Source organism: Pseudomonas sp. AC070 (assembly GCF_979258635.1).
This window is the reverse complement of sequence record NZ_OZ409871.1, coordinates 2158585-2185320: the sequence shown is the minus strand read 5'-3', so window position 1 is coordinate 2185320 and position 26736 is coordinate 2158585. Positions and strand designations below refer to the sequence as shown.

The window sequence follows — 26736 nt, the reverse complement described above, 5'->3', positions numbered from 1 at the left end:
GGTCGGGCCTCAGCGGGATTTATCGTTGTGGGTCATGGCGGTGTAGAACACCCACGACACCAACAGAATGATCAGGAAGTACACCAGCGAAAACGCCGCCGCCGGGCCCAGGTCGAATTGGCCGATCGCCATTTGCGTCAGGGTTTGGCTGAGGAACGTGGTGGCGTTGCCCGGCCCGCCGCCGGTGAGCACAAAGGGCTCGGTGTAAATCATGAAACTGTCCATAAAGCGCAGCATCACGGCGATCAGCAGCACGCTTTTGAGCTTGGGCAGTTGAATGTGACGGAAAACCGCCCAGCCCGACGCCCGATCAATGCGCGCGGCCTGGTAATACACATCGGGAATGGCGCGCAAACCGGAGTAACAGAGCAGCGCCACCAACGACGTCCAGTGCCACACATCCATGATTAACACCGTGGCCCAGGCATCGCCCGTATTGGCCGCGTAGTTGTACGAGATGCCCAGCTTGTTAAGCGTGTAGCCCATCAAGCCGATGTCGGCGCGTCCGAAAATCTGCCAAATAGTGCCGACCACGTTCCAGGGAATCAGCAGCGGAATGGCCAGCACGATCAACACCAGCGAGGCCATTTTGCCCTTGGTGGGCATGCACAACGCGATGCCGATACCGAGGGGAATTTCGATCAGCAACACGCAGGCCGAGAAGATGAACTGGCGCAGCAACGAGTCATGCAAACGGTCGTCGGCCAATACCTGGCGGTACCAATCGGCGCCGACAAAGTAGCGGCTGGATTGGTCGAAAATATCCTGCAGCGAGTAGTTGACCACCGTCATCATCGGCACGATGGCGCTGAACGCCACCAGCAAAAATACCGGCAGTACCAGCCACCAAGCCTTGTTGTTTTGCACCTTCATGGCGTCACCTCCGCAGGCGCGTCTACCGCTGCTTCAACCAGATAGTCGTCGGCATACACCATCAGCCACTGCGCCGGAAAACTCAGGTACACCTTCTGCTGCGGCACCGGCTGGTCTTCCTGCAAGCGCACTTTCAGTTTTTGCCCGTCGAGCGTCAGGGTCAGAATTTTGTAGGTGCCCAAATCTTCAACATGGGCGACGTCGCCACACAACGCGTCGTTATAAGGGCCATCCCAGATGTGCACGAACTCGGGGCGAATACCGACTTTCAGCGTCGCATCCGGCAGCGCGGCGAGGCGTTGATTCAGCGCGGCGCTCAGCGGAAGCACGGTGTTGGCAAAGCGCACGCCACCGTCGCAGCGGGTGACGTCGATCAGGTTCATACCCGGGCTGCCGATGAAGTAGCCGACAAAGGTGTGGCTCGGGCGCTCGAACAACTCGCGCGGCGTGCCGAACTGCACAATCTGGCCGCCGTACATCACGGCAATCTTGTCGGCGAAGGTCGAGGCTTCGAGCTGGTCGTGGGTGACGTACACCATGGTGATGTTGAACTGCTCGTGAATCTGCTTGAGCTTGCGACGCAGCTTCCATTTCAAGTGCGGGTCGATCACGGTCAGCGGCTCGTCGAACAAAATCGCCGACACATCGTCACGCACCAAACCCCGGCCCATGGAAACCTTTTGCTTCTCGTCGGCGGTAAGGTTCTTGGCCTTTTTGTGCAGCAACGGGTGCAGATCCAGCACCTCGGCGATTTCATTAACCTTGCTCAGCACCTTGGCTTCGTTCAGCCCCTGATTGCGCAGCGGGAAGGCCAGGTTGTCGAACACCGTCATGGTGTCGTACACCACCGGAAACTGGAAAACCTGGGCAATGTTGCGCTCTTCAGGCGGCAGCAGATTCACCACCTTGCCATCGAACTGAACCTCGCCTTCGGACGGACTCAACAGCCCGGAAATAATATTCAGCAAGGTCGACTTGCCACACCCGGACGGCCCGAGCAACGCGTAGGCGCCGCCCTGCTCCCAGATATGGTTCATCTCGCGAATGGCGTAATCGTCCGGCCCGCTCGGGGTTTTGCTGTAGCTGTGAGCCAAATGGTGCAAACGAATCTCGGCCATCAGGCAACCCTCCCAACACGGCGACTGGGGGCCTGAATTAGGCGGCCATCGGCGGCGAATACGAACAGCTTGTGGGTGGGGATATAGATGAGGATCGGGGTGTCGACGTCGTACTCATGCACGCCTGGCAAATGCAGCACCAACACAAACTGCTCGTTGCGCACATGCAGAAAGGTTTCCGAGCCACTGATTTCCGCCAGCTCGACGGTTACCGCCAATTCCAGGTCATCGTCGTTGGACGGCACCAAGCCGATATGGCTGGGTCGCACACCGAAGCGGTACTCGCCTTCGCCGATGTTTTGCAGATCCGGATTCAGCGGAAAGTGCACCGCCTCGGCGAAACTCACCTCGGTGCCGCTGATGCGTCCGGGCATCAGGTTAATCGGTGGTTCGGAAAACAGTTCGGCGGCGAGCACCTGTTGTGGACGGTGGTAAACGTCGGCGGTTTTGCCGCTCTGCACCACACGCCCTTCATGCAGGATGGTGGTGGTGCCGCCCAAGGCCAGCGCTTCGTTCGGCTCGGTGGTGGCATAAATAGCGATGGTGTGGCGGGCCTGGAACAGCTCGCGCATTTCTTGGCGCAGCTCTTCGCGCAGCTTGTAATCGAGGTTCACCAGCGGCTCGTCGAACAGAATCAGCGACGCATCTTTAACCAGTGCGCGGGCCATGGCGGTGCGCTGCTGCTGGCCGCCAGACAATTCCAACGGGTGGCGTCTAAGCAACGCATCAATGCGCAGCATCTTCGCCGTGGCGTGCACCTTGTCGGCGATTTCCGCGTCCTTTAGGCCGGCCTGGCGCAGCGGCGAGGCGATGTTCTCGAACACCGTCAGCGTCGGGTAATTGATGAACTGCTGGTACACCATCGAGACGTTGCGCTTGCGCACCGGCACGTTTGTCATGTCGGCGCCGTTCATCAAAATGCGGCCGCTGTTGGGTTTGTCGAGGCCCGCCATCAAGCGCATCAGGCTGGTTTTGCCGGACAAGGTCCGACCCAGCAGCACGTTGAACGAACCCGGTTCGAAACTTAAACAAGCGTCGTCGATGTGCAACTCGCCATCGACCACACGGGTGACGTGTTCGAGCACTAAAGACATAAGTGTCCTTTTCTTGTTGTTCTACGTTGGTTCGACCGAGGGTACGTCGGCCAGACCGCGTTGAACGCTTGCTTCAGGGGTTCACGTACTGGAGTACGCTGCGCCCTTGAGCTTGCGTTCGCCTTGCCTGGCTCTGGCACCCTCACTCTCAATTCGCCAAACTAGAGCCAATTCTGTGCCAACCCGCGATTAACGCTCTCAACTTGCTGTTTTAAAAAGCATCATCGAAATATCGAAGAGAGCAAGAAGGGTCAGTTTGAACACCTGTGAACACCCATCTGTGAACAACTGAACAGTCGCCACTGTTGACTTTGAACAGTCATCAACGACACTGAACCGACCCGGCGAAGACCGGTCGATTGCTGGCTGAAAATAAAAACAACTCCACGCGAGACCCGTCATGGCCGAAGCCGCCCTGCCCCACGACACGATCATTCAAGACTCCTGGACGCGCTGCCGCAGTTTCGGCCTCACGCACCAGAGCGCGCCGACGTTCAGTCAACCGAGCGCGGGCGAGGTGTCGGCACTGCTGGAGAGTCAGCACGCGCTGGTGCAAACCACCCATAAAGAAGTGCTGCCCTACTACGGCAACATTCTCGCCAACTCCAACTGCCTGATCATGCTGGCCGACAACCAAGGCCAGGTGCTGCAGAGCTGGGGCGACCAGCGTTTTATCGAGCCCAACCATGCCGCCGGTTTTGTCGCTGGCGCCAGTTGGCTGGAGCGGTACACCGGCACCAACGCCATCGGCACCGCACTGAGCTGCGCGCAGCCGGTGCACATTCAGCACGACGAACACTTTCTTAAAGCCAACCGGTTTATGACCGGCTCGGCTTCGCCGATTTTCAACGAGCAGCGGCAGATGATCGCCGTGCTCGATGTCTCCAGCGACAGCTACCTGCCGCCCTCGCACACCTTGGGCATGGTGAAAATGATGAGCCAGTCGGTGGAGAACCGGCTGATCCTCAACCTGTTCCAGCAGCGCTATTTCCAGCTGACCTTCAACACCAGCCTGAACAACCTCGACAGCCCGTGGGCCGGCCTGGTGGTGTTCGACGAAAGCGGCCAAGTGGTGTCGGCCAACCGGCGTGCCGACAGCCTGCTCGGCATCAGCCTGGCAGCGGTGAACATCGAGCGTCTGTTCGATATACCGCTGCAACAGCTGCTGAACCAGCCGCAAGACTTGCCGTTCAACCTGCGCGCGGGCGGGCGTTTTCGCTTCCATGCCCAGCTCAAGCGTCCGCAGCAACCGGTGCCGATTCAGGCGCGAGACTTCCGCACCGCGCCGCTCAGCCCGCCACCAACCCCGGCACCCGCGGCGCAAAGCCCCTTCACCCTGGCCGCCATCAACCTTGGCGATCCGCGCGTCGACAAGGCCGTGCGCCAGGCTGAGCGCTTGCTGGAGAAAGACATTCCCATTCTGGTGTACGGCGAAACCGGTGTTGGCAAAGAGGTGTTCGTCAAAGCCCTGCACCAGGCCAGCTCACGGGCGCAGCAAAGCCTGATCGCCGTGAACTGCGCGGCCATTCCTGCCGAGCTGGTGGAGTCGGAATTGTTCGGCTACGAAAAAGGCGCCTTCACCGGTGCCAACCAGAAAGGCAGCATCGGCCTGATCCGCAAGGCCCACAAAGGCACGCTGTTTCTCGACGAAGTCGGCGACATGCCACTGCGCGTACAAGCGCGGCTGCTGCGGGTGCTCCAGGAACGCTGCGTGCAGCCCTTGGGCAGCAGCGAGTTGTACCCAGTGGACATCCGCCTGATCTCCGCCACCAACCGCGCCTTGCGCCAAGACGTCGACAGCGGCCTGTTCCGCCAAGACCTCTACTACCGCATCAGCGGCCTCAACCTCGAACTGCCGCCGCTGCGCGAGCGCACCGACAAACAGGCGATGATCCAACGCCTCTGGGAGCACCACCGCGAGCCCTACCAATGGGCCGGGTTAAGCAACGAAGTGATGGAACTGCTGCTGCGCCACCCCTGGCCCGGCAACCTGCGCCAACTGAGCAGCGTGCTGCAGATCGCCCTGGCCATGGCCGACGATCAACCCATACGCCCCGAGCATTTACCCGACGATTTTTTCGCCGACCTGCCAGGCAGCGAGACGCCGCCAATGGTGGAATACCACGCCACCAGCGATGCCGATCTGAAAAGCCAATACGAACAATGCGGCGGGAACATCTCCCACCTCGCCCGTAGCCTGGGGCTTAGCCGCAACACCTTGTACAAGCGCTTGCGGGAACAAGGCGTGAAGGTGTGAATGGCCTGGGATAGCGACGTTTCCAGGAATCGCGGCTGAAGCCGCTCCTACAGAAGGCAACGGCCCCTGTGGGAGCGGTTTTAACCGCGATGCTTTTCGGCAGTAGAGGCGGCCACCGTCACGCCGCTGAAACGGTGCGCTCAACCACAGGCGGCGCCATCCCTAGGGCGGGATCGCGGCGAAACGTCAGGGTGCCGTCCTCCACTGGCGAGTAGCGCAGGTTGAACAGGTCGAGAATGTAGTTCTGCTTCAGCTGCCACGGTGCGCCGGGGCCTTGCTTGGGCAATACGTCCGCCGCCCGCAGTACATAGCCGGCGGAAATATCCAGCAGCGGGCGTTTCTCCAGCGAGCCACCCACCTGCTGCGCTACGCACATTTTGTAGGCGTTCTCGTCCATGTAATTCAGCACACGGCACACGTAGCTAGAAGCGAGGTCAGCACGCAGCGTCCAAGAGGCGTTGGTGTAGCCCACGCACAGGGCGAAGTTGGGCACGTTGCCGAGCATCACGCCTTTGTAGGCGAGCGTGTCGCCGATATCCACGGACTTGCCGTCCACGACCAGGGCCATGCCGCCGCAAGCCTTCAACTTCAGGCCTGTGGCGGTAACGATGATGTCGGCCGCCAGTTCCTGACCCGACTTCAGACGAATACCGGTTTCGGTGAAGCGTTCGATATGGTCGGTGACCATCTGCGCTTTGCCGCTGCGCAGGGCTTTGAACAAGTCACCGTTGGGCGCCATGCACAAGCGCTGGTCCCACGGCTGGTAAGCCGGGTTGAAATGGGTGTCGACGGCGTAGTCAGCCGGCAACTCGCGCTTCACGCCGTGGCGCAGCATTTTGCGTGCGAGGTTGGGCGCACGGCGGCAAAACTGGAAGAAGCCCAAGGTCAACAACACGTTCTTCCAGCGCGCCAGGCGATGGGCGCGCTGTTCCGGCAAATACTTGCGCAGCACATCAGCAATGGCGTCTTTGGCTGGCAGCGAGGCGACATAGCTGGGCGAACGCTGCAGCAAGGTGACCTGGCGGGCCTGCGCGGCCATGGCCGGCACCAGCGTCACGGCGGTGGCGCCGCTGCCGATGATGACGACGTTCTTGTCGGTGTAGTCGAGGTTTTCCGGCCACTTCTGCGGGTGAATAACCTGACCCTTAAACTGCTCGCGGCCGGGAAATTCCGGCGTGTAGCCGCCGGCATAGTCGTAATAGCCGCTGCACACGTAGAGGAATTTGCAGCGGTATACGCTGCAGCCGCCGTTCTGCGCGTTGTGCACCTGCACGGTCCACAGCGCCTCGTGGGACGACCAACTGGCCGAGGCCACGCGCTGGTTAAAGCGGATGTGCTGGTCGATGCCGAATTCGCGGGCAGTGTCTTTGATGTAGCAAAGAATCGAGGCGCCGTCGGCGATGGCTTTGGCGTCTTGCCAGGGTCGGAAGGGGTAACCGAGGGTGAACATGTCCGAGTCTGAGCGCAGCCCCGGATAGCGAAACAGGTCCCAGGTGCCGCCGATGTCGCTGCGCCCTTCGAGGATGGCGTAGCGCTTGGCTGGGCAGTGCGTCTGCAGTCGGTACGCCGCACCGATACCTGATAGCCCGGCACCAATAATCAACACGTCGAATTGTTCACTAGCCATAGGTCACTCCGTTTGCTCGCGCGCTTCGAGAAACGGCGGGCATTTTTTATTGTTTTAGCCACGGTCAGCAGCACATGCCAGCCTGGGGCGATGGTCACTTTTTTACTGCCACTCGCTTGAGCATAGCCATCGAAAGCACAGCGTTCGGCGGCAAAGTACGGAAAAAGGCGGAAATGCCACCAGCTCCGTGATAAAAACCGGCCGCATATAGCGCAGACCGGAGGAAAAACACCTGGGCAACCGTCAAGCGCAGGGGTCAGCGAATTTTTAGGGCGCGCAGTAAACCCGAAAAAAACCGGCGAGGCCACTGTCCGAATGGCTGATTTGTCACTGGCGTAAATCATCACACTCCCAGCACATTCACCTTGTGCAGCCCCCGGCCTGCCGCGTCTAATTCGCTGCCGTTTGCCTACTCACCCGCTATCACGGACGACCCACCATGCGTTCCCATTTGCGCCTGTGCGCCCTGCTCGCCTTTGCCGGCGCACCGCTGCTGCCTTCTATTGCCCTGGCTGGCGACTGCCATGCGTTTGAAACCGAAACCGTCACGCTGACGGGCACCCTGTACCCCGACACCTTTCCAGGCTCGCCAAATTATGAGGACGTTACCCAAGGTGATGAAGCCGAGGTCGGCTTTTACCTCGCCGTGCCCGAGCCGCTGTGCATGGTTGCCAACGATGAGTTCGACACCAGCCCCGACCAGCGCCTGGACTATTTGCAGCTGATCCTCGACCAGAAAGGCTACGACCAGTTGCGGCCGTACCTGATGAGTGAAGGCAAGCTCACCCTCAAGGGAACCATCACCGGGGCACTGACCGGCCACCACCACACGCCGCTGTTGTTGCAGGAAGTGGAATTTGTCAGCGGCACGCCGGCCGAGCCGGTGGACTGCGAAGTGCTCGCTGAAAACGCCTCGCTGGACCAACAATTGCCCGCGCCGCTGCCCGGCAAGATCACCGGTGAAGGCCGTCTGTATTTCCACGACGCACCGAATGACAGCTGCACCGACCGCAAGGCGTACATCGTGCCCGGCGACGCCGTAACGGTGAGCAACATTCACAGCTTTGGCTGGGCCGAGGTCAGCTACACCACCAAGAACGGTGCGGTGTACTCCGGCTGGGTCAAGCAGGGTCAGGTGCTGATTAACGGCGAATAATGCCCTGTGGCGTGGAGCCGTTCATGCCCGGGATATCGCTTCGCTTTCTGTTGTCTGCCATTCACCGCTCATTCGCACAGGCCCTTTATGCGCCCCGTTCAGTACATCGTTCGCTATCCCTGCGCCGGCTTGCTCTTCGTGCAACTGCTCGGTTTGCTGCTTTACCCGTGGATGGAAGACACCCCGCTGGGCCGCGCGCTGTTTGGCGCCTTCGGCTTGGTGGTGCTCGGCCTGGCGCTGCATGTGGTCAAACGCAGCTCTTCACACACCTGGGTAGCGGTGGTGTTGGCGACGGTGCTGGTGGGTTTGTCGGTGGTCAACCGGCTGACGCCGGGGGTGAGCCTGGAGTCGTCAATCGCCCTGCTCGAAGCGCTGTTTTATTTTTATGCGACCGGCAGCCTGATTGCCTATATGAACGCTGACTACCACGCCACCACCGATGAGCTGTACGCCGTTGGCGCCACCTTCACCCTGCTCGCCTGGGCGTTCGCGCACCTCTATACCTTCTGCCAACTGCTGCTGCCGGGCAGCTTTGGCGCGCTGATCAATCCCGAGGCGGCGCGCAGTTGGATGGAGTTGTTGTTCCTGAGCTTCACCACGCTTTCCGGCGTCGGCCTGGGCGACATCATTCCGCTTACGCCCATGGCCCGTTCGCTGGTAATGATTGAGGAATTCGCCGGAGTCATGTACCTGGCGCTGGTGGTCTCGCGCCTGATTGCCCTGACGGCGATCAAGCGTTAGCCACGCCGGCAGACTGAACGCGCCCGGCGCTCGGCGGGTCTACACCGCGTACTTCTCGGACTTGGAACGCTGATGTCTGCTGTTGAATCTGCCCTCAATCTTCCCTCTCACGTGCGTCAGAAAAGCTCGACGCGCTGGGCCTTTTTTATCGCCGGTTTCGCCATGGCTGCCTGGGCGCCGTTGGTGCCGTTTGCAAAGGCGCGGGCCGGGCTGACCGAAGGCTCGCTGGGCGTGCTGTTGCTGTGCCTGGGCGCCGGCTCGCTGATGACCATGCCACTGGCCGGTGCGCTGGCGGCACGAGTCGGCTGCCGACGGCTAATCGTCGGCGCGGCGGCACTGGTGTGCCTGATGCTGCCGCTGCTAACGGTGTTCTCTTCCTGGCCGTTCCTGGCCGTCAGCCTCGCGCTGTTTGGCGCCGGGCTTGGCTGCATGGATTGCACCATTAACCTGCAAGCGGTGATGGTGGAAAAAAACAGCGAAACGCCTTTGATGTCGGGCTTTCATGGCTTGTTCAGCGTGGGCTGCATTGTCGGCGCGGCGGGCGTCAGCGTACTTCTGGCGCTGGACTTCAGCCCGCTGCAGGCCTCGCTCGCGGTGGTGGCGGCGGTGATTGCCGTGCTGCTGCACTGCGCCCGCGACTTGCTGCCGTTCGGCAGCACCAGCAACGGCCCGGCGTTTGCCATTCCCCACGGCGTGGTGCTGCTGATTGGCGCGGTGTGCTTCGTTTTGTTTTTGGCCGAAGGCGCGATGCTCGACTGGAGCGCCGTATTTCTCACCGAAAGCAAAGGCCTGACCTCAGCCCACTCGGGTATCGGCTACGTCGCCTTTGCCTGCGCCATGACCGTCGGCCGCCTGACCGGCGACGTCGTGGTGCACCGCGTGGGCCGCCAACGCGTGGTGCTGCTGGGTTCATTAATGGCTGCGGCCGGTTTGGTGGTGGCGACGATGAGCCCGTCGTGGCCGTTATCGCTGGTGGGCTTTTTGCTGGTGGGCGCCGGCTGCTCGAACGTGGTGCCGGTGATGTTCAGCCTAATCGGCAAACAAAAGGTGATGGCCGAAAACGTCGCCATTCCAGCGGTCTCGACGCTTGGCTACGGCGGCATTTTGCTGGGCCCGGCGTTTATCGGTTTTATCGCCCACGGCAGCAGCCTGACCGTCGCCTTGCTGGTGTTGGCGGGCTTGTTGGTAGGCGTGGCGGCATTGAGCTTGACGTTGAAGCTGAGCGACTGAAAATTGCCAGGCACAAAAAAGCCCGCTTCGCAGCGGGCTTTTTGTTTAGCGGACCAGAAGGCGAACCCTCTTAGTCCTCGCGGTAACGACGCAGCTTCAACTGCTTACCGGCTACGCGAGTGTCTTTCAGCTTGGTCAGCAAACGCTCCAGACCTTCTTCCGGCAGCTCAACCAGGCTGAAGCTGTCGCGCACTTGAATGCGGCCGATGGCTTCGCGGGCCAGGCCGCCTTCGTTAAGGATGGCACCCAGCAAGTTCTTCGCAGCGATACCGTCACGTGCGCCCAGGGCGGTACGGCAACGGGCACGGCCTTCGGCCAACGGCATTGGCGCGCGACGTTCACGCGGCTCGCTGCGCTCACCGGCAGGACGCTCGGAACGCTCACGCGGTGCGCTGTTGGGCACCAGTGGTTGTTCACGCTCAACTTCGGCGAGGGTCAGCGCTTGGCCGTTGGTGGCTTTGCGCAGCAGCGCAGCGGCCAGCGCACGCGGGCTGCAACCAATGTCGGCGGTCAGACGGTCGAGCAGATCACCATGGCTGGCTTCAGCATCAGCCACCAGCGGCGCGAGGGCGTTGGTGAGCTTCTTGATGCGTGCGTCCAGCACTTGCTGGCCGTTCGGCAGGCGAACTTCGGCAACTTTCTGGCCGGTTACACGCTCGATCACTTGCAGCATGCGACGCTCACGCGGCGTTACCAGCAACAGGGCGCGACCGGTACGACCCGCACGGCCGGTACGACCGATACGGTGAACGTAGGATTCCGGGTCGTACGGCATGTCCACGTTCATTACGTGGGTGATGCGCGGTACGTCGAGACCACGGGCGGCAACGTCGGTGGCAACCACGATGTCCAGACGGCCATCTTTGAGCGAGTCGATTACGCGCTCACGCTGGTTCTGGGCAATGTCGCCGTTCAGGGCAGCAGCCTTGTAGCCTTTGGCTTCCAGCGCGGCGGCCAAATCCAGGGTGGCTTGCTTGGTACGTACGAAGGCGATCAGCGCGTCGAAATCTTCCACTTCCAGCAGACGCAATACAGCCGCGTGCTTCTGGTCAGCGTGAACCAGCAGGTGCGCTTGCTCGATGGCAGTCACGGTCTGGGTTTTGGTTTCGATTTTGATGTGCTTCGGGTCACGCAGGTGCTTTTCAGCGATGGCGCGAATCGAGTGCGGCAGGGTGGCCGAGAACAGCACGGTCTGACGGGTAGCGGGCATGGCCTTGAAGATAACTTCCAGGTCGTCCATGAAGCCCAGCTTGAGCATTTCGTCTGCTTCGTCGAGTACCAGGTGCTGAATAGTGGACAGCACTTTCTCGTCGCGACGCAGGTGGTCAACCAGACGACCCGGAGTCGCCACAACAATCTGAGCGCCATTACGGATGGCTTTCAGTTGTGGGCCCATCGGTGCGCCGCCGTAAACGGCAACCACGTTCACGCCTGGCATTTGCTTGGCGTAGGTTTCAAAAGCGGTAGCCACCTGCAGAGCCAGCTCGCGAGTTGGCGCCAGAATCAGCGCTTGTGGCTCACGTTTGGCCGGGTCGATGCGGGTGAGAATTGGCAGTGCGAACGCGGCGGTTTTGCCGGTACCGGTTTGCGCCTGGCCGATCATGTCGTGGCCGGCGAGAATAACTGGAATGGCTTGCAGTTGAATAGCCGAAGGCTCTTCGTAACCGGTAGCGATTACTGCAGCGAGAATATTGGGGTTAAGTCCGAGCGCGGCGAAGCCGCCGGATACCTGGGTCATGGGTCTGCCTCAAAGTGCATCCGCAAAGACCCATGTTCCAAAGCTGCGCATGCCGTGTAAGACCCGAAGGTAACCCTGGCAGCCCTGTAGGCGGGGATTTGCGAAAACGTATTAATGAAAAAAGAAGATATCCAGGACGTTCACTTGGTGAACTGCACCCAGAGCTCGCTCTGGGAAAAACCTGCAAAACCTGAACACGGCCGTTTGAAGCCGGCGCGCACTATACCGGAAAAACTTGACCTCGGTGTAAGTTTCGCTAAGAAAATCCTTACACTCCGCCAGCCGGTCGCCGAGATAGACACCTTCAGCGCCACCCGCGCAGCGGTTTGACCGGCTGCACCAGGCCAGCTATACCGCACCAGCCACTTCCGCCAGCCATAAGGATAATTCGCCATGAACAGCACCAGCGCCGGGCGCGTCAGCCGTGAAAAACGCGGGGCGATCATGCTGATCGGCCTCGACCGCCCCTCCAAACGCAATGCCTTCGACCTGGCGCTGCTCAACGACCTGACACTGGCGTATGGCGAGTTTGAGCGTGACAGCGACATGCGCGTGGCGTTGGTGTTCGCCCATGGCGAGCATTTCACCGCCGGGCTGGACTTGGCCAACGTCGCCGCCACGTTTGCCAGCGGCTGGCAAATTCCCGAAGGCGGTTGCGACCCGTGGGGCGTGTTTGGCGGCCCGCGTGTGAGCAAGCCGGTGATCGTCGCCGCCCAGGGTTACTGCTTCACCATCGGCATCGAACTGATGCTCGCCTCCGACATCAACCTGTGCGCCAGCAACACGCGCTTTGCGCAAATGGAAGTGCAGCGCGGCATCTTCCCGTTCGGCGGCGCCACCCTGCGCATGCACCAGGCGGCCGGCTGGGGCAACGCCATGCGCTGGCTGCTGACTGGCGATGAATTCGATGCCCACGAGGCCTGCCGCTTGGGCTTGGTGCAAGAAGTGTTGGCCAGCGAAGACCTGTTGCCGCGCGCCCTGCACCTGGCAGAACGGGTGGCGGCCCAGGCGCCGTTGGGCGTGCAGGCCACCTTGGCGTCGGCGCGTCAGGCAGTGGCCGAAGGCGAAGTGGCAGCCGCTGCCGCCCTGCCCACCACCATGCGCCGCCTGATGGCCAGCGACGACGCACAGGAAGGCGTGCGCGCCATGCAAGAGCGTCGGCCCGGCGCGTTCAAGGGCTGCTGAGTCAGGTGGCTGGGCGCACCAGGTCGATCAAGGGTTGCAGCGAATACCCCAACTGCGCCTGTAATGCCTCGGCGCGTTTGCTGAGCGCGGCGGTATCCAGTTGCTGATCCAGATCGGCGGGCACGATCAGAATCACGTTGCCCTCCTTCACCGGCAGTTCCCAGTAATGCCGGTGGTACAACCCGCGCAGCAGCGCCGCGCCCAGCGGCTTGCCGTCGTCGCTGGCCCACTGGTTGATCACCAGCCAGCCGCCTGGGTTCAAGCGCTGCTGGCAGCCTTCGAGAAAACGCCAGGCCAGATGGCCGACGGCCGGGCCAGTGTCGGTATATAAGTCGACGAAAATCAGGTCGGCCGACTCGGCGCTTTCCAGCAGTTCGATGGCATCGCCAATGCGCACATACAGACGCGGATCGTCGTCCAGGCCCAGAAACTCCATGGCCAGGCGCGGCACATCGGGGCGCAGTTCGATAGCTTCCACGTCATCCAGCGGCAGAAAACGCAGGCAAGCCTGGGTCAAGGTGCCGGCACCGAGGCCAAGAAAAAGCGCGCTCTCTGGCTGCTCGTGGCACAGCGCGCCAATAAACATGGCCCGCGTGTAGTCGTACTCCAGCCATGTGGGGTCGGGCAGGAACACGCAGCTTTGCTCAATGGCGTCGCCGAATTCGAGGAAGCGGTAGTCGCCCACCTGCATGACCTTGATCACGCCGTATTCGTCGTGCACTTCGGCCAATAGCAGCTCTTCGGTCAGCTCGTCCCGTGGCGGCTGTTCTGGCATTGCGGTCTCCAGCGTTTATGACATCCCCGACCAGCGCGCGGCAGGGAAAGGCGCCGATTGTCATTGAAGAGCCCCGCACCGGTCACGCAATAATTCGCCCACTTTCAAGCCCCCTCAACCAGAACAACAACGAGCAGGTCGCAGGCCGCGATGTGCCAGGGAGAACGCGATGTACGCCATTATCGGCGCGGGCCCAATGGGTTTGTGCACGGCACGCCAGCTGCAAAAGCACGGCATCGCCTTTGTCGGCTTCGAGCTGCACGACGACGTCGGCGGTTTGTGGGATATCGATAACCCACACAGCACCATGTACGAATCGGCTCATCTGATTTCGTCCAAAAGCACTACGCAGTTCAGCGAATTCCCCATGGGCGACAACGTGGCGCCCTACCCGCACCACAGCGAAATGCGCCGCTATTTTCGCGACTACGCCAGCCACTTTGGCCTATACGAACATTTTCAATTCGGAACCCGCGTGCTGCGCCTGGAGCGCCGGGAAAAAGGCTGGGCAGTGTTTACCGAAAAGGCCGGCGTTACCCGCGAATGGCAGTTCGAGGGTGTGCTGATTGCCAATGGCACCTTGCACACCCCAAACCTGGCGCAACTGCCGGGCACCTTCGACGGTGAGCTGATGCACTCCAGCGACTACCGCTCGGCCGAGGTGTTTGCTGGCAAGCGTGTGCTGATTGTCGGCTGCGGCAATTCCGCCTGCGACATCACCGTAGACGCCGTGCACCGCGCCGCTTCGGTGGATTTATCGGTACGACGTGGCTATTACTTCCTGCCGAAATTTCTGCTTGGGCGCCCCATCGACACCTTTGGCGGCGCCGTGAAATTACCCCGCGCGCTGAAGCAGCGCATCGACGGATTACTTATTCGCGCCTTGATCGGCAAGCCCTCGCAGTACGGCCTGCCCGACCCGGATTACAAGCTGTACGAATCGCATCCGGTGGTGAATTCGCTGGTGCTGCATCACCTCGGCCACGGCGATATCACGGCGCGGCGCGACGTCGCGCGCATCGACGGTAAAACGGTGACCTTCACCGACGGTGAGTACGCCGAGTACGACCTGATTCTGCAAGGCACCGGTTACAAGCTGGACTATCCCTTTATTGCGCGCGACCACCTCAACTGGCCCGAAGGCGCTGGCGCACCGAAGCTGTACTTGAACGTGTTCCACCCCGAGCACGACGACCTGTTCATGATGGGCATGGTCGAAGCATCTGGCCTGGGCTGGCAGGGTCGCGCCGAGCAGGCGGAATTGGTCGCGCTGTTTATTCGTCAGGTGCAGGCAGGCAGCGCGGCCGCCGAGGCGTTTAAAACGGTGAAGCGCGAGCGCGCCAGTATCCGGTTAGACGGCGGTTACCGTTATCTCGAGCTGGAGCGCATGGCGTACTACGTGCACAAAGACACCTACCGCCAGAGCATCGCCGAACACAGCGCCGCGTTGCGCCTGTCGGCTGAACAAACAGACGCGTTAAGCGCAACCGTGAATGCCTCATGAGCAGGCGTATGCAGCGGCTCTATCGCGCCTATCGACAGGCGCTGCGCTTGTGGGCGCAAGCCGATCGGTTACCATGCCCGTCCGCCTAATTCGCTTGAGCCGAGAACGTCGATGTCGCAACCATGGAGCCCCAGCAGCTGGAGAGCTAAACCCATCCAGCAGCAGCCGCAGTACCCAGATGCCGCCCACCTGAGCCAGGTTGAGCAAACCCTCGCCAGTTATCCGCCGTTGGTGTTTGCCGGCGAAGCGCGCGAGCTGCGCCGCCAGTTTGCCGAGGTCACTCAGGGCCGTGCGTTTCTGCTGCAAGGTGGCGATTGCGCTGAGAGTTTTGCCGAGTTCAGCGCGGCAAAAATTCGCGACACCTTTAAAGTGCTGCTGCAAATGGCGATCGTGATGACCTTCGCCGCCGGCAGCCCGGTGGTGAAAGTCGGGCGCATGGCCGGCCAGTTCGCCAAGCCGCGTTCGGCCAATGATGAAACCATCGACGGCGTCACCCTGCCCGCTTACCGCGGCGACATCGTCAACGGCATCGGCTTCGACGCCACCAGCCGCGTGCCCGATCCTGAGCGTTTGCTGCAGGCTTATCACCAGTCCACCGCCAGCCTGAACCTGCTGCGCGCCTTTGCTCAAGGCGGCTTCGCCGACCTGCATCAAGTGCACAAGTGGAACCTGGAATTCATCGAGAATTCGGCGCTCGGCGAGAAGTACAACCAGTTGGCCGACCGCATCGACGAAACCCTGGCCTTCATGCGCGCGTGCGGCATGGACACCTCGCCGCAACTGCGCGAAACCAGTTTCTTCACCGCCCACGAAGCGCTGCTGCTTAATTACGAGCAAGCGTTCGTGCGCCGCGACAGCCTCACCGGCGGCGACTACGCCTGTTCGGCACACATGCTGTGGATTGGCGACCGCACCCGTCAGGTAGACGGTGCTCATGTGGAATTCCTGCGTGGCGTGGGCAACCCGATCGGCGTGAAGTGCGGGCCGAGTATGAGCAGCGAAGATCTGATCCGCCTGATCGACATCCTCAACCCTGACAACGATCCGGGTCGCCTCAACCTGATCGTGCGCATGGGCGCCGACAAAGTCGAAGCCGGCCTGCCGCGTTTGCTGCGCACCGTTAAAGAAGAAGGCCGTCACGTGCTGTGGAGTTCCGACCCCATGCACGGCAACACCATAAAGGCATCGAGCGGCTACAAAACCCGCGACTTCGCGCAGATTCTTGCGGAGGTGAAACAGTTCTTCCAGGTCCACGAAGCGGAAGGCACTTATGCCGGCGGCATCCACATTGAAATGACCGGGCAGAACGTCACTGAGTGCATCGGCGGCTCGCGGCCGATTACTGAAGATGGGCTGTCGGATCGCTACCACACGCACTGCGACCCGCGGATGAATGCCGATCAGTCGTTGGAGTTGGCGTTTTTGATTGCTGAGACGTTGAAGCAGGTTCGGCGCTAACCCAAAGAGCATCGCGGCTAAAGCGGATCGCCGCCCGGCCGCTCCCACATCTTGCACGACCTGTGGGAGCGGCTTTAGCCGCGATGAGTCAGCCGCGCAACCCCGGACTCAACCGCAACATATCCAGCGCCACATCCACCAGCCGCTCCGCCTCTTTGCCCATGGCAAAACTTTTCGGCGCCAACAACCATTTCGCCAGCACGCCATCAATAAACGAATGCAAGCATGTGGCCGCCCACTGGGTGTTCAGGTCGGCGGGCAATTGGCCTTTGTTGATGGCGTTACGCAGGGTCAGTTCGATGCGCTGGTCGCAGTCGATGCTGTTGTCTTGCATTTGTTGGCGCAGGTCGTTGAGTTCCGCCGTGTATTCACATTTGTGGAACAGAATCTCGTTGATGCGGCGAACCTGGGCGTCATTGGCAGTTTGTCTGAACAGCTGAACCAATAATTCGCGCAGGCGACCCAATGGGTCAGGCTCGGTGGCACTTTCGCTGGCCTTGGCCAGTTCTTCGAACGGCAGGTGCGCGCGCTCGAGAATTGCCTGAAACACGTCGCTCTTGTTGCTGAAATGCCAATAGATAGCGCCGCGCGTCACGCCGGCCACATCGGCAATTTTGGCCAGCGTTGTCCGCCCGACACCGTGCTCGTAAAACGCCTGCTCGGCGGCATCGAGAATCTGGCTACGGGTTTCCTGTGCTTCTTCTTTGGTGCGTCTGACCATGCCAATACAGCCCTGGGTTATCGACACGTAAGCCGAATGTCAGCGTCGTGTCAGTTAAAAGCAAAGCTTGAAAAAAGCTTATGTAACAGTGGGTTTTAGGCGTTTACAAACAACCGTGAATGTAAGTATATTTCTTAGCATCCTACCTATCCACAAGAAAATCCTTATTTTTTGATCACGCTTTGATCAGCCGCCTACCCAAAACGCTTAAAAACTAACCAATCGTACCGGCGCCTTCCCAAGCGCTGATCGACATGAGGCCTTTCATGCAATTCAAGCCAGCCCACCCCGCTCTGGTTTCCGCCCTCGCCCTGGCAACCTTGTTGCTCACCGGTTGCGAAAAAGCAGCAGAAGCGCCGCCACAACAGACCCCTCAAGTGGGTGTGGTGACCTTGAAACCGCAAGCCTATTCCCTCGTCAGCCAATTGCCCGGCCGCACCAACGCTTACCGCGTTGCTGAAGTTCGCCCGCAGGTGAACGGCATCATTCTCAAGCGTCTGTTTACCGAAGGCCGTGAGGTCAAAGCCGGCGAGCAGCTGTACCAAATCGACCCTTCCGTATACGAAGCCACGCTGAAAAGCTCGCAGGCGACCCTGCAATCGGCCAAGTCCCTGGCGGATCGCTACAAGCAGCTTGTGAACGAACAGGCCGTTAGCCGTCAGGAATACGACAACGCCGTTTCCCAGCGCCTGCAAGCCGAAGCGGCTCTGCAAAGCGCCGAGATCAATCTGCGCTACACCAAAGTGCTCGCACCAATTGCCGGCCGTATCGGTCGTTCGGCTGTGACCGAAGGCGCGCTCGTCAGCAATGGCCAAACCAATGCCATGGCGACCATCCAGCAGCTCGACCCGATCTACGTCGACGTCACCCAATCCTCCGCGCAACTGCTCAAGCTGCGTCGTGAACTGGAAAGCGGCAACTTGCAAAAAGCCGGCGACAACGCGGCCAAGGTCAAGCTGGTGCTCGAAGACGGCAGCCTCTACGAGCAGGAAGGCAAGCTGGAATTCTCGGAAGTGTCGGTGGACGAAGGCACCGGCTCGGTGACTATCCGCGCTGTGTTCCCCAACCCGAAACACCAGTTGCTGCCCGGCATGTTCGTGCACGCCCAGTTGCAAGCCGGCGTGAACGAAAACGCCATTCTTGCCCCGCAACAAGGCATCACCCGCGACCTCAAAGGCCTGCCGACCGCGCTGGTTGTAAACGCTGAGAACAAAGTCGAACTGCGTGAGCTGAAAGCCGAGCGCACTTTGGGTTCCGAGTGGTTGATCAATGACGGCCTCAAAGCCGGCGATCGCCTGATCACCGAAGGCCTGCAATACGTGAAGCCGGGCGTGGAAGTGAAAGTGGCCGAAGCCACCAACGTCACCCCAGCAAACGGCGGCGCTCCGGCCAACGGCGGCGAAGCCAAGCCGGCGGCCCCGGCCACCGAACAAGCCCAAGGCGAAGGGAAGTAATTCATGTCGAAATTCTTTATCGACCGCCCCATTTTCGCCTGGGTAATTGCCCTGGTGATCATGCTGGTGGGCACCTTGTCCATCCTGAAATTGCCGATTAACCAGTACCCGGCGATTGCGCCACCGGCCATCGCCATTCAGGTGACCTACCCAGGCGCGTCCGCACAAACCGTGCAGGACACCGTGGTGCAGATCATCGAGCAGCAGCTCAACGGCATCGACAACCTGCGTTATGTAACCTCGGAAAGTAACTCCGACGGCAGCATGACCATCACTGCCACCTTCAACCAGGGCACCAGCCCTGACACCGCTCAGGTGCAGGTGCAGAACAAGCTCAACCTCGCCACCCCACTGCTGCCGCAAGAAGTGCAACAACAGGGTATTCGCGTGACCAAGGCGGTGAAAAACTTCCTGATGGTGATCGGCCTGGTGTCGGAAAACGGCAGCATGACCAAGGACGACTTGGCCAACTACATCGTTTCCAACATGCAAGACCCCATCTCGCGTACCGCCGGTGTGGGTGACTTCCAGGTGTTCGGCGCCCAGTACGCCATGCGTATCTGGCTCGACCCGGCCAAGCTGAACAAATTTCAGCTAACGCCCGTGGATGTGAAAACCGCCGTGGCCGCGCAGAACGTGCAGGTCTCGTCTGGCCAGTTGGGTGGTTTGCCGGCCGTGAAGGGCCAACAGCTTAACGCCACCATCATCGGCAAGACCCGTTTCCAGAGCGCCGAGCAATTCAAAAACATTCTGCTCAAGGTCAACACTGACGGCTCGCAGGTACGCCTCGGCGACGTCGCCACGGTTGAACTGGGCGGCGAAAACTACAGCATCAGCGCGCAGTTCAATGGCAAGCCGGCTTCCGGTCTGGCGATCAAATTGGCCACTGGCGCCAACGCACTCGACACTGCCAAAGCCATCCGCGCCACCATCGCCGACCTGGAACCGTTCTTCCCGCAAGGCATGAAAGCGGTGTACCCATACGACACCACGCCGGTGGTCACCGCCTCGATCGAAGGCGTAGTGCACACCCTGATCGAAGCCGTGGTGCTGGTGTTCCTGGTGATGTACCTGTTCCTGCAAAACCTGCGGGCCACCATCATCACCACCCTCACCGTTCCGGTGGTCTTGCTCGGCACCTTCGGCATTCTCGCCGCCGCCGGTTTCACCATTAACACCCTGACCATGTTCGGCATGGTGTTGGCCATCGGCTTGCTGGTGGACGATGCGATTGTGGTGGTGGAAAACGTCGAGCGGGTGATGGCCGAGGAGCATTTGTCGCCCAAAGAAGCGACGAAGAAATCCATGGGCCAGATTCAGGGCGCGTTGGTCGGTATCGCCATGGTGCTGTCGGCCGTATTGCTGCCAATGGCGTTCTTCGGCGGTTCTACCGGTGTGATTTACCGGCAGTTCTCCATCACCATCGTGTCGGCCATGGGCCTCTCGGTGCTGGTGGCGTTGATCTTCACCCCGGCCCTGTGCGCCACCATGCTCAAGCCGCATAAAGAAGGCACCCAAGGCGTTCCCAAGCGTGGCTTCTTTGGCTGGTTCAACCGCAACTTCGACCGCAGCGTGCGCGGCTACGAGCGCGGTGTGAGCAGCATGCTGCGCAATAAAGTTCCTTACCTGCTGGCCTACGCCGTACTGATCGTCGGCATGATCTGGCTATTCACCCGCATTCCGACTGCGTTCCTGCCCGAAGAAGACCAAGGCGTTCTGTTCGCCCAGGTGCAAACCCCGGCGGGTTCCAGTGCCGGCCGCACCCAGGTGGTGGTCGATGAAATGCGCGCGTACTTGCTTAAAGACGAAGCCGACACAGTGAACTCGGTGTTTACCGTTACCGGCTTTAACTTTGCCGGCCGCGGTCAGAGCTCGGGAATGGCCTTTATCATGCTCAAGCCCTGGGGCGAGCGTTCCGCCGAGAACACCGTGTTCGCCCTCGCCCAACGCGCCCAGCAGCACTTCTTCAGCTTCCGCGACGCCATGGTGTTCGCCTTCGCCCCGCCTGCGGTACTGGAGCTGGGTAACGCCACCGGTTTCGACGTATTCCTGCAAGACCGCGGTGGCGTTGGCCACGAGAAGCTCATGGAAGCGCGTAACCAGTTCCTCGGCATGGCCGCACAAAGCAAGAAACTGATGCAAGTGCGCCCCAACGGCCTGAACGATGAACCGCAGTTCCAGCTGACTATCGACGACGAGCGCGCCAGCGCCCTGGGCATCACCCTCTCGGACATCAACAACACCTTGTCGATTGCCTTGGGCGGTAGCTACGTCAACGACTTCATCGACCGTGGTCGGGTGAAGAAGGTCTACATCCAGGGCGAAGCGAAATCGCGCATGACCCCTGAAGACCTGCAGAAATGGTACGTGCGCAACAACCTCGGGCAGATGGTGCCCTTCTCCGCCTTCGCCTCCGGTTCGTGGATTTACGGCTCGCCGAAACTGGCCCGTTACAACGGTGTAGAAGCCATGGAAATCATGGGTTCGCCGGCGCCGGGCTACTCCACCGGTGAGGCCATGGCCGAAGTCGAAGCGCTGGCGAAGAAACTGCCGGCGGGCGTCGGTTATTCCTGGACCGGCCTGTCGTACGAAGAACGCTTGTCCGGCTCGCAAGCACCGGCGCTGTATGCGATCTCGCTGCTGCTGGTGTTCCTGTGTCTGGCCGCGTTGTACGAAAGCTGGTCGATTCCCGTGGCGGTCATTCTGGTAGTGCCGTTGGGGATCATCGGTGCGTTGATGGCCACCAGCTTGCGCGGCTTGTCAAACGACGTGTTCTTCCAGGTGGGCCTGTTAACCACCGTTGGTTTGGCGGCGAAAAACGCCATTCTGATCGTCGAGTTCGCCAAAGAGCTGCACGAACAAGGCAAGTCGCTGGTCGACGCCGCCCTGGAAGCCTGCCGCATGCGCTTGCGCCCGATCATCATGACGTCGATGGCGTTCATCCTCGGCGTAGTGCCGCTGGCCATCTCCACCGGCGCCGGTTCGGGCAGCCAACACGCCATCGGTACCGGCGTAATCGGCGGCATGATCACCGCCACCGTGCTGGCAATTTTCTGGGTGCCGTTGTTCTTCGTCACGATTTCCTCGCTGTTCAAAGGCAAGCAGACCGAAACCCCACGCAATGAGGCTGGCCACTAATGCGCAAGTCCCTACTGTCCCTCGCGATTGCCAGCCTGATTCTGGGCGGCTGCTCGCTGATTCCTGACTATGAGCAGCCGGCTTCGCCGGTTGCCGCCACCTACCCGCAAGGCCCGGCGTACGGACCAGCGGAGTCGGCGCGCGTGGCGCAGGCCGAACAAGGCTGGCGCCAGTTCTTCCACGACCCGGCGCTGCAGCAGCTGATTCAGACCTCGCTGGAAAACAACCGCGACCTGCGCGTGGCCGCATTGAACCTCGACGCCTACGCCGCGCAGTACCGCATTCAACGTGCGGAACTGCTGCCCAACGTCAGCGCCGACGGCACCGGCGTGCGCCAACGCACGCCGGGCGATTTGTCGCAAACCGGCACGGCCACCACCAGCGGCCAATACTCGGCCACCATCGGCATCAGCGCCTATGAACTGGACCTGTTCGGCCGCCTGCGCAGCCTGAATGAAGAGTCGTTGCAGACTTACTTCTCCAGCGAGCAAGCACGTCGTAGCACCCAGTTGAGCCTGGTAGCCAACGTCGCCAATGCCTACCTGACGCTGACCGCCGACCAGGAACTGCTCCGCCTGACCGAAGAAACCCTGAAAACCTACGAAGACAGCTTCCGCCTGACTCAACGCAGCAACGAAGTGGGCGTGGCCTCGGCGTTGGACCTCAGCCAGTCACGCACCTCGGTGGAAAGCGCCCGCGTGGCCCTGGCGCAATACCAGCGCCTGGTCGCGCAAGACCGCAACAACCTGGCACTGTTGCTCGGCACCTCGGTGCCGGACAACCTCAACGCCAGCAGCCCATTGGCCGACGATTTGTTGGAGGAGTTGCCCGCCGGCTTGCCGTCCGATTTGCTCCAGCGTCGCCCAGACATTCTTGAAGCCGAGTACCTGCTCAAAGCCGCCAACGCCAACATCGGCGCCGCGCGGGCTGCGTTCTTCCCGCGCATCAGCCTGACGGCCAATGCCGGCTCCAGCAGTGCCGATTTGTCCAACCTGTTCAAAGGCGGCTCGGGCAGCTGGTACTTCTCGCCGTCGATCAGCATTCCGATCTTTAACGCCGGCAGCCTAAAAGCCAGTCTGGACTACTCGAAAATCCAGAAAGATATTCGCGTGGCTCAGTATGAGAAGTCCATTCAGACCGCCTTCCGGGAAGTGTCCGACGGCCTTGCCTCACGCCAAACCTACAACCAACAGTTGCAGGCCCAACGTGACTTCGTTGCCGCCAACCAGGATTACTACCGCCTGGCTGAACGTCGTTACCGCACCGGCATCGACAGCAACCTGACCTTCCTCGACGCCCAACGCTCGTTGTTCAGCGCGCAACAAGCGCTGATTACCGACCGGTTGGCGCAGCTGACCAGCGAGGTTAATTTGTACAAAGCGCTAGGCGGTGGTTGGGTGGAAAACACCGGCTCGGCACCGGCTGAACCGGCTAAGCCGTAAGGTTTTGCCCACAACAAAAAGCCCGCCAATTGGCGGGCTTTTTTTGGCCGGTGTCACGACCGTTGAATCTTCCATCCGTCATTCCCGCGCAGGCGGGAATCCAGGTTCGGTGATATTTCAAACGACACCGTAACCTTCAAAACTCTGGATTCCCGCCTGCGCGGGAATGACGGTGTTTTTGCGGACTAGTTGTGTACAGCCCACGCAAATCCAAACGCGCGCCCCAGCAAGGTTAATTGGTACAAAGCGCTGGGCGGTGGCTGGGTGGAAAACACCGGCTCGGCACCGGCAGAACCGGCTAAGCCGTAAGGTTTTGCCCACAACAAAAAGCCCGCCAATTGGCGGGCTTTTTGTTATTTCCGATGACTCGGTTCTGTGGGAGCGGCTTTAGCCGCGATGCTCTTGCTCTGAAAAAGAATCGCGGCTAAAGCCGCTCCCACAGGTCAGCCATGGCTAAACCAGCTCAGCCAAGGTCAAATCCAGACACTTACGCGCCTTCTCCACCAGCTCATCAATCTCGGCTTTGCTGATCACCAGCGGCGGCGCAATGATCATGGTGTCGCCCACGGCGCGCATGATCAGGCCGTTGTTGAAGCAATGCCCACGGCAGATCATGCCCACGCCCTTCCCTTCGTACCGCGCGCGGGTGGCCTTGTCTTTCACCAGCTCGATAGCGCCCAACATGCCTAACCCGCGCACTTCGCCCACCAGCGGGTGATCGGCCAGTTCACGCAGACGCTGTTGCAGATACGGCGCCGTTTCGGCCCGCACGGTTTCCAGAATCTTTTCTTCGCGAATGATCCGCAGGTTTTCCAGCGCCACGGCGGCGGCCACCGGGTGACCGGAATAGGTGAAGCCGTGGTTGAAATCGCCGCCTTCGTTGATCACTTGCGCGACCTTGTCGCTGACGATCAGGCCGCCCATGGGGATGTAACCGGAGGTCAGGCCCTTGGCGATGGTCATCAGGTCGGGCGTGTTGCCGTAGTAGTCGCTGCCGAACCATTCGCCGGTGCGGCCGAAGCCACAAATCACTTCGTCAGCGGCGAACAGAATGTCGTACTTGGCGAGAATCTCGCGCACCTTCGGCCAGTAGGTGTCGGGCGGAATAATCACGCCGCCGGCACCTTGAATCGGCTCGGCAACAAACGCCGCGACCTTGTCTTCGCCGACTTCGAGAATTTTCTTTTCCAACTGCTCCGCGGCCCAGATACCGAACTCGGCCGGGCTCATGTCACCGCCTTCGCCGAACCAGTAAGGCTGCGGAATATGCACGATGTCGGGAAGCGTGCCGGCCTGCTCGTGCATGCCTTGCATACCGCCCAGCGCGGCGCCGGCCACGGTGGAACCGTGGTAGCCGTTGACGCGACCGATGATGACTTTCTTCTGCGGCTTGCCCTTCACCTGCCAATAGTGACGGACCATACGCAGCATGGTGTCGTTACCTTCGGAACCCGAGCCGGTAAAGAACACGTGATTCATGTGCGGCGGCGCCAGCTCGGCGATGGTTTTAGCCAACTCCAGCACCGGCGGGTGCGCGGTCATAAAGAAGGTGTTGTAGAACGGCAGCTGCTTCATTTGCTTGGCGGCTGCATCGGCCAGTTCGTCACGGCCGTAACCGATGGCCACGCACCAGAGGCCGGCCATGGCGTCGAGAATCTTGTTGCCTTCGCTGTCCCACAGGTACACGCCATCGGCGTTGGTGATGATGCGCGGGCCGACCTGTTTCAGCTGTTTGTAATCGCTAAATGGAGCCAGGTGATGGCTGCCGCTCAGGGCTTGCCATTCCAGTGTTTTCGGGTTGTTGGCTGACTTGCTCATACGCACTCCTTACGGCCCGGCGCGATGCGCCCGGTTGAAAAATTAGAGGAACCAGCGGTATTCGCGGGCGCTGATTTCTTGCAGAAAGGCCAGGTGGTCTTGGCGCTTGTTCTCGCAGTACACGTCGACAAATTCGGCGCCCAGGCCGGCGCGCAGCTCGGGTTGCTGCTGCATGTCCCGCACGGCTTGGAGAATATCCAGGGGGAAATCCAGGCCGCTGTTGCGGTCTTTGTTGAGCGGCGCAATCGGCTCGCGACCGTTGGCCAGGCCTTGTTCGAGGCCAACCAAAATGGCCGCCAGCACCAGATACGGGTTAGCGTCGGCGCCGGAAATACGGTGCTCGATGCGCAGATTTTTCGCGTCCGATTCAGGAATGCGCACGCAAGCATCGCGGTCTTCGTAACCCCAACTGGCGCGGGTGGCGGCGTTCACCGTGCCGCCCAGGCGGCGGTAGGCATTCTGGTTCGGCGCAAAAATCGGCATGCAGTGCGGCAGCAATTCCAGGCAGCCGGCCACGGCATGGCGCATGGCTCGCTGCTCGTTGGCGGCCAGCAAATTGTTGCCCTCGGCGTCATACAAACTGACGTGCACATGCATGCCGCTGCCAGGGTGTTCGAGGTACGGCTTGGCCATAAAGCTGGCGCGATAGCCGTGCTTGAGTGCAACGCCACGGGTGCTGCGGCAGAACAAGGCGGCCCAGTCGGCGGCCTTGAGGCCATCGTCGAGGTGGCCGAAGTTGATTTCAAACTGACCCGGGCCTAGCTCAGCGGTAATCACGGTGGTGTCGATGCCTTGTAACCGGGCGGTCTCCACCATCTCGTCGAGCACCGGCGCAAAACGCGAGAGGCGTTCGATGTGCATATTCGGCATGTCGTCGCCGTCATCGCTCAGCGCGTCGCGGGGGAATTGCGGCAGGCCGTCGCGCAGCTTTTTGTCGAACAGGTAAAACTCCAACTCAAACGCCACCACCGGATGAATGCCTTTGCTGCGCAGGCGTTGCAGCACCTGCGCCAGCACTTCGCGAGGCTCGAATTCAATCGGTGCCGCGGTGCCGTCGGAGGTGATCAACATTTGCCCGACTGGCTGCGCTTCCCAGGTCACCAATTTAAGTGTGCCCGGCACCAGGCGGCGCTCGGCATCGGGGTCGCCGTCGTGGAAGCAGTAGTCGCCAATCTTGAACAAGCCGCCCTGCACGCCCAGCAGCACGCAGTTCTGCGGCAGTTTGAGAGCGCTGCCCGCGGCGACTTTTTCGAGCATGTCGATCGGGTAGCGTTTGCCGTAGAAGTGCCCTGGAATATCCAGGCAGATCAGGTCGACATAACGCACCTCGGGGTGGCGCTGGCGAAACGCGCGCACTTCGGCCAACAGGTCGGCGTGCTCGGCGCTCACGGGAACGGCGGTCATAAC

General features: G+C 60.8%; 19 protein-coding genes and 1 pseudogene. 11 read left to right on the top strand and 9 right to left on the bottom strand.

The window, feature by feature from the left end:
* Positions 1–9: 9 nt before the first annotated feature.
* Genes ACZZ0Q_RS09880 through ACZZ0Q_RS09870 form a run of 3 tightly spaced genes read right to left on the bottom strand, consistent with a single transcriptional unit; the run spans position 10 to position 3085 of the window.
* The gene (locus ACZZ0Q_RS09880) at positions 10–873 is read right to left on the bottom strand and encodes a carbohydrate ABC transporter permease (RefSeq protein ID WP_122495514.1); all 864 of its coding nucleotides are present in this window, start codon (positions 871–873) and stop codon (positions 10–12) included.
* The gene (locus tag ACZZ0Q_RS09875; RefSeq protein ID WP_463539139.1) at positions 870–1991 is read right to left on the bottom strand and encodes an ABC transporter ATP-binding protein; all 1122 of its coding nucleotides are present in this window, start codon (positions 1989–1991) and stop codon (positions 870–872) included. Before ACZZ0Q_RS09875 ends, ACZZ0Q_RS09880 begins: the two co-directional genes overlap by 4 nt.
* A complete protein-coding gene (locus ACZZ0Q_RS09870; RefSeq protein ID WP_463539140.1) occupies positions 1991–3085 on the bottom strand; it encodes an ABC transporter ATP-binding protein in 1095 nt (364 codons plus the stop codon). Before ACZZ0Q_RS09870 ends, ACZZ0Q_RS09875 begins: the two co-directional genes overlap by 1 nt.
* A gap of 400 nt (positions 3086–3485) precedes the next feature.
* Here ACZZ0Q_RS09870 and ACZZ0Q_RS09865 point away from each other — a divergent pair, with 400 nt between their 5' ends.
* Positions 3486–5342, top strand: a complete 1857-nt coding sequence (locus ACZZ0Q_RS09865; protein ID WP_463539141.1) for a sigma-54-dependent Fis family transcriptional regulator — start codon at positions 3486–3488, stop codon at positions 5340–5342.
* Positions 5343–5460: 118 nt separating this feature from the next.
* On the opposite strand, the gene ACZZ0Q_RS09860 is transcribed toward ACZZ0Q_RS09865, so the two are convergent.
* On the bottom strand, positions 5461–6969 hold the full coding sequence (locus tag ACZZ0Q_RS09860) for a flavin-containing monooxygenase (RefSeq protein WP_463539142.1): 1509 nt from the start codon (positions 6967–6969) through the stop codon (positions 5461–5463).
* Between the two features lie 439 nt (positions 6970–7408).
* Between ACZZ0Q_RS09860 and ACZZ0Q_RS09855 the strand changes: the two genes are divergently transcribed.
* The 3 genes from ACZZ0Q_RS09855 (at position 7409) to ACZZ0Q_RS09845 (ending at position 10096) form a co-directional block, all read left to right on the top strand.
* Positions 7409–8125 carry a DUF4431 domain-containing protein gene (locus ACZZ0Q_RS09855; RefSeq protein WP_463539143.1) on the top strand — a complete coding sequence of 239 codons (717 nt, stop codon included), beginning with the start codon at positions 7409–7411 and terminating at the stop codon, positions 8123–8125.
* Between the two features lie 87 nt (positions 8126–8212).
* Complete coding sequence (locus tag ACZZ0Q_RS09850) at positions 8213–8866, top strand: potassium channel family protein (protein WP_463539144.1); 654 nt, start codon at positions 8213–8215, stop codon at positions 8864–8866.
* A 72-nt stretch (positions 8867–8938) separates the two neighbouring features.
* Positions 8939–10096, top strand: coding sequence for an MFS transporter (locus tag ACZZ0Q_RS09845; protein ID WP_463560515.1), 1158 nt, complete (start codon positions 8939–8941; stop codon positions 10094–10096).
* 70 nt (positions 10097–10166) lie between these two features.
* On the opposite strand, the pseudogene ACZZ0Q_RS09840 reads toward ACZZ0Q_RS09845, so the two are convergent.
* Positions 10167–11868 (bottom strand): annotated as a pseudogene (locus tag ACZZ0Q_RS09840) (DEAD/DEAH box helicase).
* Positions 11869–11948: 80 nt separating this feature from the next.
* On the opposite strand from ACZZ0Q_RS09840, the gene ACZZ0Q_RS09835 reads away from it, so the two are divergent.
* Together ACZZ0Q_RS09835 and ACZZ0Q_RS09830 are read left to right on the top strand one after the other, a co-directional pair.
* The gene (locus ACZZ0Q_RS09835; RefSeq protein ID WP_463560513.1) at positions 11949–12164 is read left to right on the top strand and encodes a hypothetical protein; all 216 of its coding nucleotides are present in this window, start codon (positions 11949–11951) and stop codon (positions 12162–12164) included.
* A gap of 63 nt (positions 12165–12227) precedes the next feature.
* Positions 12228–13019, top strand: a complete 792-nt coding sequence (locus tag ACZZ0Q_RS09830) for a crotonase/enoyl-CoA hydratase family protein (protein ID WP_463539147.1) — start codon at positions 12228–12230, stop codon at positions 13017–13019.
* A 1-nt stretch (position 13020) separates the two neighbouring features.
* Here ACZZ0Q_RS09830 and ACZZ0Q_RS09825 read toward each other — a convergent pair whose 3' ends face one another.
* Positions 13021–13794, bottom strand: coding sequence for a spermidine synthase (locus ACZZ0Q_RS09825; protein ID WP_463560511.1), 774 nt, complete (start codon positions 13792–13794; stop codon positions 13021–13023).
* Positions 13795–13963: 169 nt separating this feature from the next.
* Between ACZZ0Q_RS09825 and ACZZ0Q_RS09820 the strand changes: the two genes are divergently transcribed.
* Positions 13964–15298, top strand: a complete 1335-nt coding sequence (locus ACZZ0Q_RS09820) for a flavin-containing monooxygenase (RefSeq protein WP_463539148.1) — start codon at positions 13964–13966, stop codon at positions 15296–15298.
* A 111-nt stretch (positions 15299–15409) separates the two neighbouring features.
* A complete protein-coding gene (locus tag ACZZ0Q_RS09815; protein WP_463539149.1) occupies positions 15410–16756 on the top strand; it encodes a class II 3-deoxy-7-phosphoheptulonate synthase in 1347 nt (448 codons plus the stop codon).
* 88 nt (positions 16757–16844) lie between these two features.
* Here ACZZ0Q_RS09815 and ACZZ0Q_RS09810 read toward each other — a convergent pair whose 3' ends face one another.
* Positions 16845–17477: a TetR family transcriptional regulator gene (locus ACZZ0Q_RS09810; protein WP_122495486.1), complete on the bottom strand. Its 633-nt coding sequence runs from the start codon at positions 17475–17477 to the stop codon at positions 16845–16847.
* 266 nt (positions 17478–17743) lie between these two features.
* Here ACZZ0Q_RS09810 and ACZZ0Q_RS09805 point away from each other — a divergent pair, with 266 nt between their 5' ends.
* The 3 genes from ACZZ0Q_RS09805 to adeC are packed head-to-tail and all read left to right on the top strand — an operon-like array spanning position 17744 to position 23511.
* A complete protein-coding gene (locus ACZZ0Q_RS09805; protein WP_463539150.1) occupies positions 17744–18931 on the top strand; it encodes an efflux RND transporter periplasmic adaptor subunit in 1188 nt (395 codons plus the stop codon).
* A 3-nt stretch (positions 18932–18934) separates the two neighbouring features.
* On the top strand, positions 18935–22069 hold the full coding sequence (locus ACZZ0Q_RS09800; RefSeq protein ID WP_122495482.1) for an efflux RND transporter permease subunit: 3135 nt from the start codon (positions 18935–18937) through the stop codon (positions 22067–22069).
* Positions 22069–23511, top strand: coding sequence for an AdeC/AdeK/OprM family multidrug efflux complex outer membrane factor (adeC, locus tag ACZZ0Q_RS09795; RefSeq protein WP_463539151.1), 1443 nt, complete (start codon positions 22069–22071; stop codon positions 23509–23511). The genes ACZZ0Q_RS09800 and adeC overlap by 1 nt, the downstream gene beginning before the upstream one ends.
* Positions 23512–23964: 453 nt before the next feature.
* Here the strand turns inward: adeC and ACZZ0Q_RS09790 are convergent, their stop codons facing one another.
* Both ACZZ0Q_RS09790 and ACZZ0Q_RS09785 read right to left on the bottom strand, forming a co-directional pair.
* Positions 23965–25329 (bottom strand): aspartate aminotransferase family protein, encoded by a 1365-nt coding sequence (locus tag ACZZ0Q_RS09790; protein ID WP_463539152.1) that lies wholly within the window; start codon positions 25327–25329, stop codon positions 23965–23967.
* Positions 25330–25371: 42 nt separating this feature from the next.
* Entirely contained in the window at positions 25372–26733 is a 1362-nt protein-coding gene (locus ACZZ0Q_RS09785) for a glutamine synthetase family protein (protein ID WP_463539153.1), read from the bottom strand.
* Between the last annotated feature and the right edge of the window lie 3 nt (positions 26734–26736).